Origin of the sequence: Peribacillus glennii (assembly GCF_003429105.1) — a bacterium.
Lineage (GTDB): Bacteria > Bacillota > Bacilli > Bacillales > DSM-1321 > Peribacillus > Peribacillus glennii.
Map to the genome: position 1 here is coordinate 54970 of NZ_QVTD01000003.1, position 12773 is coordinate 67742.

Genomic DNA, 12773 nt, shown 5'->3' on the forward strand with positions numbered 1-12773 from the left:
AAGTAAGTATAGATTGATAAGTATTAATCTGTCAAGGATATAATTTTTAATAACCCAAAGAAGGATTTTTTCAGCTTTTTATGGGAGAGCTGTTTGGTTTTGTATCCAGGGGATATAAGAAGGGTGCGCATTATTTTAAGCAATGGCACCCCTTTTCATACAGAACAATTGTAAATCAATGAGGTTTTAGGACAACCTTAATGCAGTTAGCCGTTTTCGCATCAAAAAATTCATAACCTTTTTCTGCATCGTCAAGAGGAAGAACATGTGTGATAATATCTCCGGAACCGATCTTACCTTGATTAATCAAGACGTGAAGATAAGGCATATAGTGAATAACGGGCGCTTGTCCGGACTTAATTGTAATATTGCGCTGGAATATATCGCCTAGCGGTAAAGCATTATACCTTGCCCCGTACGCACCTGTTATCTGAATGGTGTCTCCCTTTCTAACAGCCTGGGTGGCCATAACTAGTCCTGCATTGATCCTCCCTGGAGTAAAACAAAAGATGCAAGATATTCCATCGGGGTCATTTTCCCATCCTGCCCAACGAATCCAGAACGACATCGGCTCCACCTTTTAACATTTATTTCCAAAAAGAGGTATTAGGCGCTAATTATCTATAAACATATAAAGTACAATTAAACACTTTCCATTTTTCTTGATGGATGAAGGATCCTGCTGCCAAAAGGCAGCCTGGCGAATGGTCGCAGGCTGCCTTCTGGAGTGTATGAATACTTACAGCATTTCGTCCGCTATCAGCTGATAGGAACGGATACGGTCTTCGTAAGTTGGTGTGATTGTGACGATCATGAGTTCGTCAGCGCGGTATCGTTCTTGCAGGTCGGTAAGCCTTTGTTTTACTTCTCTGGGGTTGCCAGCCACAAGCTTAGAATTTGCTTGGACCTGTTTTTTATCTTCTTTGGAACTAAAGAATTGTTTTGCTTCATCGAGTGAAGGAATGCCGCCGTTTCCTCCGCCTTGTTCTGACTGTATGCTCCATAAATGGCTGCTCAATGCCAGCTCCTCCGATTTTTCGGTAGTTTCAGCACAAATGACGGAAACGGCAAGAATTACGTTCGGAACATTTAACGCTTCTTTCGGCTTAAAATTATTTCTATAGTTTTCTACGATTCCGGCTCCATCCTGATCACTCATGAATTGTCCGAATGCATAGGACATTCCATTTTCCGCTGCCAGGACAGCGCTTTTCCCGCTGGTCCCGAGAAGCCAGGTTTCAGGTGCCACAATTGGAACCGGTGAAGCAGACACTTTGGAAAACATATGGCCTTCCGGAAAATCGTTATATAAGAATTTCAACAGCTCCTCAACAGACTCGGGCATGTTTCGCACGCCTTCCAGAAAGTTGTTCGAGAGGGCCAGGGTTGCTTCCGCTGAAGCGCCGGGTGCCCTGCCGATTCCTAAATCAATTCGATCAGGAAATAGCGTAGCTAGCATATTGTAGATTTCCGCAACTTTATATGGTTTATAGTGTGGCAATAATACCGCCCCTGAACCAATTCGTATCTTGTGTGTATTTGCCCCGATATACGGAAGCATGACCTCAGGTGCAGAACATGCAAGGCCCTCCAGATCATGATGTTCTGCAATCCAGTACCGTGTGAATCCTAGTTGCTCTCCCAATTGCGCAAGTTTTACTGATTCCTGTAAGGCATCTGTTGGTGTGGCGCCGGACAGGATTGGGGACTGATCTAAAATACTAAGCCTCAAAATAGCTCCTTCTTTCATATTTCGATTGTGCTTCCTAACTATATGGGTGTTTTCTAATTATCTTAGTCACTTTCCCTTTTGATTGCAATTTTTTGGCCCTCCTGATAATGGGTTTCAATTCTTCTTCACATGAAAAGATGATTTCATTCCATACTAAATAAGGGAGGTGAGCTCGAAAATGAAATTTTTATGGGTAACAGCCATTTTTTTACTAATAAATCCATACAACTCCAGTGGTAATATATCATTCACACATAACGGCCATGTGCTTTCAGAAGTTGAACAGGCGGAGTTTCTCTTGCCTTTTCCTGGAATAAAAATGATCGATACGGTGAAATTCAATAAACTTATTAATGATCTGGATCAAAAGGTGTACCGGGCACCCGTAAATGCAGTACTTGATGATAATGGAAACATTATAGCGGAAAAATCTGGTTATAGGTTGGATCGGGCAACTTTTATTGATCGTTCAGCTGCTTCTTTTTTTTATGGCAAACCATCGGTGGTACGGGTTCCGGTTCAATCCCTCTATCCAAAAGTCGATAGTGAGCTGCTTTCGCAAATCCGGGAAAAACGCATAGGCCAATACGTTACTTATTTTAATGGAAACAATAAGCCCCGTATCCACAATCTCACTCTTGCTGCAAAAGCGATTAACAACTATGTGGTTATGCCCGGAGAGACGTTTTCCTTTAACCAGGTGGTGGGGAAAAGAACTGCCGAAAAAGGGTACTTGCGTGCACCCGTTATTGTGAAAGGGGAATTGGCGGAGGGAATTGGCGGAGGGATATGCCAAGTGTCCTCCACTTTATTTAATGCGGTTGACCATGCGGGAATAAGGATTGTCCAACGATTCTCCCACAGTAAAAGAGTACCATACGTTCCTTCAGGACGAGATGCTACAGTAAGTTGGTATGGGCCTGATTTCAGATTTCAAAATAAATATAATCAGCCAATCTTAATCCGGACAAAAGTCGGGTACGGAAGCTTGGCCATAACGATTTACTCATCGGAAACACTACAATATCAATCCAAAATGATTCCCGGTATGACACGGGCTCTCCCAAGAGAAATCAAAGTAAGAAAAAAACTATAATGTCCCCCAGCATATTCGAAAAAAAGCGATGCTGGAGGATAGTTTCCTGGAGTTTTTAACTGGCGGCCTATTCCTATTTCCGGATTTGCCCTTGTCCGTAAATAAAATATTTCGTTGAAGTCAGGGCGGGCAGTCCCATCGGACCTCTTGCATGAAGCTTCTGTGTACTAATACCGATTTCTGCCCCATATCCAAATTCAAAGCCGTCGGTGAAGCGGGTCGAAGCATTATGGTATACAGCAGCTGCATCGACATTGGTCAAAAACAACGCAGCGTGTCGTTCATTTTCGGTGAGGATTGCTTCTGAATGCCTGGTTCCGTATTGATTAATATGGTTGATGGCTTCTTCTACCCTGCTTACCACTTTTATGCTGATAGAAAGTGCTAAATACTCGGTTGACCAATCTTCTTCCGTTGCCTGTTTCGCTTCAGGAAAAACATCCCGAACCACCCGGTCACCAAAAATTTCGACATGGTTTTCATGTAAGGCGTACAATAATTGTCTGCCATTGCCAGCAAACCATTTTTCATGGATAAGCAAGGACTCTATTGCATTGCATACGCTTGGCCGCTGGGTTTTTGCGTTTAAGACTATTTGTTCAGCCATACGATAGTCAGCTGTTTCATCGATATAAATGTGGCAGTTTCCAGCTCCAGTTTCCAACACAGGTACTGTCGATTCTCTTACGACTGTGTCAATCAGATTTTTGCCGCCTCTCGGAATCAAGACATCTAAATACTGGTTTAAGGTAAATAGTTCTTTCGCCGTTTCCCTGCTTGTATCCTCGATCAATTGGACAGCTTCCTGTGGGATCATTGTTTCTTTCAAGGCGTTGTGAATGCATTGTACCAGCGCCTGATTGGAATATGCGGCCGAAGAACTGCCTCGTAAAATAACGGCATTTCCAGTTTTCATTGATAATGTTGCGGCATCAATGGTCACATTCGGCCTCGCTTCATAAATCATGCCTACGACTCCTAGCGGAACCCTTCTCTTTTCAATCAGCAATCCGTTTTCTTTATTTATCGTTTCAAGCTTTTCTCCAATCGGGTCGTTCATTTCTATCAATAACAGGATGGCATCAGCCATTGCTTTAATTCGATCCTCGGTTAAAAGGATCCTGTCTAAAATCGATTCTGATAGTCCTTTTTGTTTTCCCTGTTCAATGTCCTTTTGATTTTCATTAAGGAGGCGGTTTTGCTCCTTTATGAGCTGCTCGGCAATCTTGCCCAGCGCTTCATTTTTTTCTTCCGTCGTTTTTCCGGCCATTGTAAAGCTGGCCAATTTAGCAGCCTTGCCTTTTTCAATTACCTCGCTCATTTTCCTTCCCCCTTCTTGGAATATGGGTTAATCGCAACATTTTCGATCTTTCGCTGCCTTTATTTTCATCGCATTTATGAGTTTGAACCGGACGCTAATTTTTACATACTATCGACTGCCCGAACCCATTGATCACGGTGAATCACTTCAATCGTAACTTTCGTATCAAATTTCAAATCCTCGCTTCGCTTGCCGATGATGTTTTGAAGTGTTTCAGATGAAAAAAGAACTTCTCCTTTTCCGGCCAGCCCATTTGCCCCAATGACCTCTACGACATCTCCTTTTTCAAATGTTCCGGCAATTTTATAGATTCCTGCAGGAAGTAAACTTTTTCCTTTGTTAAGCAGGGCTTCCTCTGCCCCTGCATCAATATAAATTTGGCCCCTTACAGAGGAATGAAGGGCGATCCATTGTTTGCTGCCTTTTACCTGTGCAAGTTGATTTTCACCGATATATGTTCCATCCCCGCCGCCTTCGAGAATTTCAAGCAGCTTGCCGCTTCCCTGGCCGTATCCAATGAATGTAGGTACCCCCAGGGAAAGGGCTGTTTTTGCCGCCATTAATTTTGACAGCATCCCCCCTGTGCCGACCATGGAACCGGCTCCCTCTGCTCCTTCTAGCATTTCTTCCGTGATTTCTTTGATCTTGTCAATTCTTTGGGCTGAAGGATTTTTTCTCGGATTGGAATCATATAATCCGTTTATATCCGTTAAGATGATTAACTGCCCGGCATGAACCATCCCGCTGACTAGTGCAGATAACATATCATTATCCCCGAATGTCAGCTCCTCTACAGACACCGTATCATTTTCATTGAAAATCGGCAAAATGCCGCGTTCCAACAGCTCCATAACGGTTGCGTATGCGTTCCTATATCGTTCTTTTTTGGAAAAATCGTTCCTCGTCAACAAGATTTGTGCGGGCACAATCCCAAATTGGCCCAGCTTTTCCATGTAAGACTGGATCAACAAGCTTTGGCCAACGGCGGCGGCTGCCTGTTTTCCTTTAAGCGTAACAGGCCTTGCCGGATAGCCTAAACGGGTGAACCCGGCTGCAACGGCTCCTGATGATACTAACAGGACTTCATGCCCAGCACGCTTTAGAGCAGCGATTGCCTGAATATGGTCCATGAACTTTTCCTGGTCAATTTCACCTTTTGGGTTTGTTAAAGAACTGCTGCCGATTTTCACCACAATCCGTTTTCTTTCCATTTTTTTCTGACCTCCAATGAGCTTCATCCTTTATGACACAGGTTAGTATGCAAGGGCCTTCCCAGCCAATGTAAAAAAGCCCTGTTCATCCTGTCAAAAAGGACGAAAGGGCTTATTTTCCGTGGTACCACCTTAATTGGATGCATAATGGCATCCCGCTTTGCCGGATAACGCCCGGTTTTAGGCGCCCATGTTTTGCATGGGACTCGGGAAGCAGGTTCTACAGGCTTATCGTGGCAGGGCCTTCCAGCTAATAAACCCCGCTCTCTGTCACTTAAGGATCTGAATACTATTCTTCCTTTAACGTTCATTATTTTTTAATATTATCCTAGTCATTTCCGAAAATGTCAATGGAAAGATTGTAAAAACATATAGCAGAATGCCCCATTACCTTTCGGTGAGTTGCTTTCCAGCAAACAATTCCTGATAAAGTGTTTTATATTCTTTGGCTGAAGCTTCCCAGCTATAATCCAGTTCCATCGCTTTCTCAACAAGCTTCTGCCATTTTTTTGGCTGGAATCTGTATAGCCATACGGCCTTTTCAATGGTATATAACATGTCATGTGCATTATAATTCGTGAAACTAAAGCCGAATCCTTCATCGGTAAATTCATGATATGGAACTACAGAATCCTTGAGGCCGCCGGTTTCCCTCACGATTGGCAGCGTGCCGTATCTCATGGCGAGAAGCTGTCCGATTCCGCAAGGCTCAAATTGGGAAGGCATTAGGAAAATATCTGATCCGGCATATATTTTGCGGGCCAGGGAGTCATTGAAATAATTCGCAAACCTTATATGCTCCGGGTATTGTGCGGCTAAATCCCTGAATGCCTGTTCATAGTTCCAATCTCCGGTTCCAAGGACGACCAATTGGACACCCTGGTTCATAATTTCATGTATCACATGAAGAATTAAATCGATGCCTTTCTGTTCAACAAGCCGTGTGACCAATGATATGATGGGAATATGCTTCCTGGCAGGAAGATTCAAATATTCCTGCAGCATCTGCTTGTTTTTAAGCTTACCGTCCCAATCTTCATAGGAAGCGAATATCGCTTGATCGGATTCAGGATTGTAATCATTCGTATCAATGCCGTTTAAGATGCCGATCAACTGGCCGCTGCGTTTCCTTAAGAAGCCGTCAAGGTTTTCACCAAAATAAGGCATTTGGATTTCGGCAGCATATGAAGGGCTTACCGTTGTCAATTGGTCAGAAAAGGCAAGTCCCGCTTTCATGTAACTTATATTTCCATGAAACTCCAATGCATCGATATGAAAATAAAGATCGCTTAAATCCAATAGTTCGGCTAATACATTTTTCGGATAGATTCCTTGATAACGTAAATTATGGATGGTAAAAACCGTCTTGATTCCTTTGTAGAAAGGATGATTATGGTAATGTGCTTTTAATAAGACACTGACAGGTCCCGTCTGCCAATCGTGGCAGTGGATGATATCCGTTTTTTTCTCTAAATGCGGTAAAGCTTCAAGGATCGCCCTTGAGAAAAAGGCAAACCGTTCGCCGTCATCAAAAAAACCGTAGCTGCCATGCCGTTTAAAATAGTACTCATTGTCAAGAAAATAATATGTAATACCCTGGTATTCCAGTTTTTCTATTCCGCAATATTGCCTTCTCCAGCCAACCGGAACTTCAATGCTTGCGAGGAAAGATAATTGCGTTTTATATTGCAGCGGCAGGTCACCGTACTTTGGTAGAATTACACTGACTTCCATATCATACTTTTTTAATGCCCTGGGCAAAGTGCCGATTACATCCCCGAGGCCGCCTGTTTTTATGAATGGGGCACATTCGGAAGCGGCAAATAATACATTCATCATTGATCCTCCATTAGATGATTTCTTCTTTTTTGATGACTACTGGCTGCAAGCCGCCCACTACCGTTGCATTTTCTTTGATTCGTGCTTGTTTATCCATAATTACATTTTCAATGTAAGCTCCAGGGCCAATTTCCCCTTTTTGCATGATGATGCTGTTTTTTACGACTGCTCCCGGGTGGATTTTTACGCCGCGGAAAATAATGCTATTCTCGACAACCCCTTCAATTTCGCAGCCGTTTGCGATCAAAGAGTAGCTTGTCCTCGAGGAAGCCCCATAATATGCTGGTGCTTCATGCTTCACTTTTGTGTATAAATCCCATGTTTCATAGAAATACGAACGCACAATTTCAGGCTTTAGAAATTCCATGTTGCCGGAATGAAAGCTATCAACAGAATGGATAAATGGCATTTCTCCTGTAAACTTGTAAGATTTCACCCTAAGGCTGTGGAGGTTCGCCTTGACCGCATCTTTAATCAAGTCATACTCACCGTTTTCCACACATTTGGTTATTAGTTCAATCAATAAATCCTTGCTGATTACGAATGTTTCCAAGCACACTGCTTCCCCTGGCATCGGGTAGGTATAGAGCTGGATATCGGTTACTGTCCCTTTGTCATCAATTGAACAAGTATGATAAACCGGTTTCTCAACAGGGTCCCCTTGATAGTCTTTGTAAACGACAGTTATATCTGCCTGTTCTGCTTTATGCTGGGCAATCACTTCATTATAATCAATTTTGCTTACATGCAGGCCTGGGGAAATAACCACGGTGTCAGCGTGCGATCGTTGAAAAAACTCGAGGTGGTCATGAAAATGTTCCAGGTCGCCTTTTAGTCTTTCATCAGGATGGATAGGAGGCAAAATGAATAAGCCGCCATTTCTCCTGTCTAGATCCCATTCTTTCCCTGACCCTAAATGGTCCATTACCGACCTGTATTTGTCTTTTGTGAAAACAGCCACCTTTGTAATGGATGCATTGATGAAGTTCGATAATGTAAAGTCGATAAGGCGATAACGCCCTGCGAACGGAACGGACGCCATGCAGCGGTGCTGTGTTAATTCTTTTAGAAATGGTTTTTCATTTATTAGGTTTATTACTCCCAACACGCTTCCCATATCCATCACCCCTATGTATCTACTGTTTTTTATTATTTTTAAATATGAGACGAGATTCTTTGGCTGTCCCCATACAGGATCACATCGCCGGATTCTTTCGACGGACGTATTACAGCACCATCTTCTATGACGGCATTATTTGATATGATGGCTTTTTCAATAATCACATTTTCCCCGATCGTAACATTCGGCATGATGACTGAATCAATGATGGTAGAGCCGGCTCCTACCTGTACATTGTAAGAAAGTACGGAATGCCGGATCTTGCCGTAAATGATGGAGCCTTCGTTTACAAGTGATTGTTTCACTTCGGCTTCGGCTGAAATGTACTGGGGCGGATGATTTGGATTGCCCGCGTATATTTGCCAATTTGGATCAGTAAGTGTAAGTGTGGAATTTGCGTCCAAAAGGTCCATATGCGCTTCCCACAAGCTTTGTATTGTCCCGACATCCTTCCAATATCCATCGAAACGGTAAGCATACATGCTGCTGCCGGCACCAAGCATTTTCGGTATGATATCCTTTCCGAAATCATTTGAAGAGGCGGGATTCTGTTGGTCCTGGATTAAATAACTCTTTAGGACTTTCCAATTGAACAGATAAACTCCCATCGAAGCGAGATTACTTTTAGGGTTCATGGGCTTTTCTTCGAATTCTATTATTTTATCTTCATTATCTGTATTCATAATGCCAAACCGGTTTGCCTCATGCCACGGCACTTGTATGACTGCAATTGTTGCATGTGCACCTTGTTTCATGTGATACTTTAGCAGTTTGTTATAATCCATTTTATAGATGTGGTCTCCAGAAATGACTAATACATTTTCAGGGTCATATTGGTCGATAAATTGAAGGTTTTGATAAACTGCATCTGCTGTCCCTTCATACCAATGCCCGCCTGTTTTCCCTTGATAAGGAGGGAGAACTGATACCCCGCCGCAGTTTCGGTCCAGGTCCCATGCCCTTCCATTTCCCACGTAGGCATTTAATAAATGGGGCTGGTATTGGGTTAATACTCCCACCGTATCAATCCCGGAATGGGTGCAATTGCTTAATGCAAAGTCAATAATTCTGTATTTCCCGCCAAATGATACTGCCGGCTTTGCAAGCTGATGTGTCAGCTCCCCAAGCCGAGACCCTTGGCCGCCCGCCAATAACATTGCAATCCATTTTTTATTTCCCATTGTGATTATCTCTCCCCCGCCGTTTTTTTGTTTGTTTCATAAAGATGGCGATTCCTAAAGGAGGAACGGTGATTTCCATGCTGTATCGTTGATTGTGGTAAGGCAGTTTTTCAGCCATGATTGCCCCATCATTCAATTGTCCGGACCCCCCGTATGAATCCCCGTCGCTGTTAAAGACCTCTATAAAACTTCCGGGTGATGGAATTCCAATGCGGAAATTATTATAGACATTTGTGGAAAAGTTGCAGACAACGATACAGTAATCCCCTTTCCTCTTTCCTTTTCTGGTAAATACCAACACATTTTCCTTGTGGCTATGATTGATCCAGCCAAAGCCATCTTGTTCATGGTCAAGCCGCCATAAACTGGATGTATCCTGATAAAACCTGTTCAGGGATTTCACATAATGATTTAGCTTCCTATGCGATGGGTAATCCAGCAAATGCCAATCTAGCTGTTCCTTATCCTTCCATTCAGCAAATGGTCCCAGTTCGCTTCCCATAAACAATAATTTTTTACCGGGATGTGCCATGAAATAGCCGTATAGCAGCCTTAAGTTTGCGAATTTTTGCCAATAATCCCCTGGCATCTTGTCCAGTAAGGAAAGCTTCCCATGTACGACATCATCATGGGAAAAAGGAAGAACAAAATTTTCGGCGAATGCATAGAAAAATGAAAAGGTCAAAAGATTAGGGTGATGGACCCTTTCATGGGGATCAAGTTTCATATATTTAAGAATGTCATTTACCCATCCCATGTTCCATTTATAATTAAACCCAAGGCCACCTGCATCAGTTGGTCCGGTTACAAGCGGCCACTCAGTTGCTTCTTCAGCCACCATCAGTGCCCCGGGATATTTCATAAAAACTGTTTCATTAAGCTTTTTCAAAAAACTGATTGCAGCCTCGTTTTCTTCCCCGCCGTATTGGTTTGTAAGCCTCTCTGGCAGCGGGTTGTCATGGTTTAATAAAATCATGGAAGACACGGCGTCCACGCGGAATCCATCTATATGGTAATATTCCATCCAAAACAGGGCATTGGAGATAAGGAAACTTACAACCTCCGGCTTTTCAAAATCAAAGCTATAGGTTCCCCATATAGGTCGCTCGCCCCTGCGAGGGTCAGCATGCTCGTATAGGGAGCTCCCATCAAATCGCCCCAGGCCGTGAATATCTTTACAGAAGTGGGCCGGAACCCAATCGAGGAGGACACCAATTCCATTTTGGTGGCATTGGTCGACGAAGTACATAAAATCTTCCGGTGTGCCAAACCGGCTTGTTAAGGAATAAAAACCGGTAATTTGATAACCCCATGAGCCATCGAATGGATGCTCCATTACCGGCATGACCTCAATATGGGTAAACCCGTTTTCCAGCACGTGCGGAATAAGCTCTGCGGCAAGATCCCTATAGCTGTACAGTTCACCATTTTCCTTTAACTTCCATGAACCGAGATGAACTTCATAAATCAGCAAGGGTTTATGGTACGGGTTTGATTTTGCCCTAAGCGACATCCATTTTTGGTCTTTCCATTCATAATTGCCAAACCGGTGCACGATGGAAGCTGTGTTTGGCCGTAATTCAGAAAAGAAGGCATAGGGGTCAGCCTTAAGCACCACACTGTTCCACTGGGTAAGTATTTCGTACTTATATAATTCGCCCTCCTGCAGGCCAGGGATGAAAAGAACCCATATCCCTGTGCTGTTTATACGGTCCATCGTATGATGTGAACCATTCCAATTGTTGAAGTTGCCGACAACAGACACCTTCCTGGCATTTGGAGCCCAGACAGTAAATTTGACTCCATCGACTCCGTTTAGTGTAACTGGATGGGCGCCAAACGTTTTATAGCTTTCAAACAACGTACCTTCATGAAAAAGATATAATTCTAATTTACTTGGGCTTATTTCTTGCCTCATTTCTAGTGTTCGGTCCAAATTAGCACTCACATCCTTTCTGAGATGTTTTTCTTGTTAACAAAGATGTAAGTATAATTCGATAAGAAATTTGCGATTCCTTTGACAAGTAATGTCTTTTATTGTCGAAATGGTTAAAAAATGAAAAAACAGTACTTTAGTAATGCACAAAAAAAGGGGTAATCCCCTTCGCCTTATAGGCCTTTAAGGATAACCCCTTTTCATCTTATGCTTCATGTCTGATTTCATCCTGCTCTCTCTCTTCCAAAAACAAGTATGAAAGCGCAACCGCCCAGGCAAGCGGTGTATTTTTATTCGGTGTATTTTTGCCTCCGATATATAATTCCGGCACTTCCCAATTATCAGGGACGATACGCTTTGTTTTCAACCTATATTCGTGTACCATATCCATCTTTCCAAGTTCCCGGTAACATAACCCAAGCCAAGGCAATCCAAAGCACCACTCTGCTTCGCTTCCTTCATTATAATACTGGTCGTTTTCATAGCGGATGACACCGTTTTTGCGCTCCAGCTTGCTGGCTACATTGGTAACGATTTTAAGTGCCATATTTCTGTCAACTATTCTGTAAGGGTATACGAGTGAAAGAAGGGCCAAATCGGTTTCCTTTGTTTCACTTTCCCGGGGCAGCATAAAGCGGAGCGTTTCTTCCCCTTTATGGATGAGGTCCTCTTTGACGTGCACGAGCATTTTGACAGAATGCAAACCGGCTACACAGGCCCCGACACTTGAAGCATGAACTTCCATGTTTTCTTCCCACATGCCGTTATCTTTTGTTTGCCAATATTGCAAGCACTCGAGATAATGGACAAGCTTTTGAAGAATCTGTAAATCCTTGGCATCCCTGATTACTTTTTTGCCATGGCGCACACCCTCCCCTACACCCCATAGGAAGGCCCCGATTGCATCATTCTGGGCATGGCCCCATTCGACATGCAGCTCCGTTAAGTCAGTGGAATAACGCGAATGGATAAACTCAAAGAGATACTGAGGTCTTTTTTTTGTATGGATATCGATTTTCCACTCGTAATTTCTGAATAAATCAAACATACTGTGGTAAGCCTGTTCATACCTTTCGCAGGGGGTGTGCAGGAATGGCAGGACCGTATATACCACGTCCCGTATCCAAACATAGCTGTAATCATCCGAAACACTTGCTGTATAGGCCCCATTTGGCAACCTCATGCTATCAAGAACAGAAATGGCTTTTTGTCCATTCATGAATATACACTCCTTAATGAATTGGATTATATTCTCATTTTTCCAAAAATCAAAGATCATAAACAAAACAAGAGAAATAATATTCAAGAGCTGGATATTCTCGCTGAATAAAGCGCTT

General features: G+C 43.1%; 9 protein-coding genes and 1 pseudogene. 1 reads left to right on the forward strand and 9 read right to left on the reverse strand.

Features of this window, described 5'->3' with window-relative positions; all coding sequences use genetic code 11:
* Window positions 1-175: 175 nt before the first annotated feature.
* Together D0466_RS02015 and D0466_RS02020 are read right to left on the reverse strand one after the other, a co-directional pair.
* Window positions 176-578, reverse strand: a pseudogene (locus D0466_RS02015) (glutathione-dependent formaldehyde dehydrogenase); the annotation flags it as partial.
* Between the two features lie 161 nt (window positions 579-739).
* Window positions 740-1732, reverse strand: coding sequence for an LLM class flavin-dependent oxidoreductase (locus D0466_RS02020; RefSeq protein WP_117322175.1), 993 nt, complete (start codon window positions 1730-1732; stop codon window positions 740-742).
* A 178-nt stretch (window positions 1733-1910) separates the two neighbouring features.
* Between D0466_RS02020 and D0466_RS02025 the strand changes: the two genes are divergently transcribed.
* Window positions 1911-2828 (forward strand): VanW family protein, encoded by a 918-nt coding sequence (locus D0466_RS02025; RefSeq protein ID WP_117320901.1) that lies wholly within the window; start codon window positions 1911-1913, stop codon window positions 2826-2828.
* Window positions 2829-2901: 73 nt separating this feature from the next.
* Here the strand turns inward: D0466_RS02025 and D0466_RS02030 are convergent, their stop codons facing one another.
* The 7 genes from D0466_RS02030 to D0466_RS02060 form a co-directional block, all read right to left on the reverse strand.
* Window positions 2902-4149, reverse strand: a complete 1248-nt coding sequence (locus D0466_RS02030) for a glutamate-5-semialdehyde dehydrogenase (RefSeq protein WP_117320902.1) — start codon at window positions 4147-4149, stop codon at window positions 2902-2904.
* A gap of 101 nt (window positions 4150-4250) precedes the next feature.
* Window positions 4251-5360: a glutamate 5-kinase gene (proB, locus tag D0466_RS02035; RefSeq protein ID WP_117320903.1), complete on the reverse strand. Its 1110-nt coding sequence runs from the start codon at window positions 5358-5360 to the stop codon at window positions 4251-4253.
* Window positions 5361-5747: 387 nt separating this feature from the next.
* Window positions 5748-7196, reverse strand: coding sequence for a glycogen synthase GlgA (glgA, locus tag D0466_RS02040; RefSeq protein WP_117320904.1), 1449 nt, complete (start codon window positions 7194-7196; stop codon window positions 5748-5750).
* Window positions 7197-7209: 13 nt separating this feature from the next.
* On the reverse strand, window positions 7210-8316 hold the full coding sequence (gene glgD / locus D0466_RS02045) for a glucose-1-phosphate adenylyltransferase subunit GlgD (protein ID WP_117320905.1): 1107 nt from the start codon (window positions 8314-8316) through the stop codon (window positions 7210-7212).
* A gap of 38 nt (window positions 8317-8354) precedes the next feature.
* Window positions 8355-9500 carry a glucose-1-phosphate adenylyltransferase gene (locus tag D0466_RS02050; protein WP_117320906.1) on the reverse strand — a complete coding sequence of 382 codons (1146 nt, stop codon included), beginning with the start codon at window positions 9498-9500 and terminating at the stop codon, window positions 8355-8357.
* Entirely contained in the window at window positions 9490-11436 is a 1947-nt protein-coding gene (glgB, locus tag D0466_RS02055) for a 1,4-alpha-glucan branching protein GlgB (RefSeq protein WP_199484485.1), read from the reverse strand. Before glgB ends, D0466_RS02050 begins: the two co-directional genes overlap by 11 nt.
* Before the next feature lie 205 nt (window positions 11437-11641).
* Window positions 11642-12655: a glycoside hydrolase family 15 protein gene (locus D0466_RS02060; RefSeq protein WP_117322177.1), complete on the reverse strand. Its 1014-nt coding sequence runs from the start codon at window positions 12653-12655 to the stop codon at window positions 11642-11644.
* Between the last annotated feature and the right edge of the window lie 118 nt (window positions 12656-12773).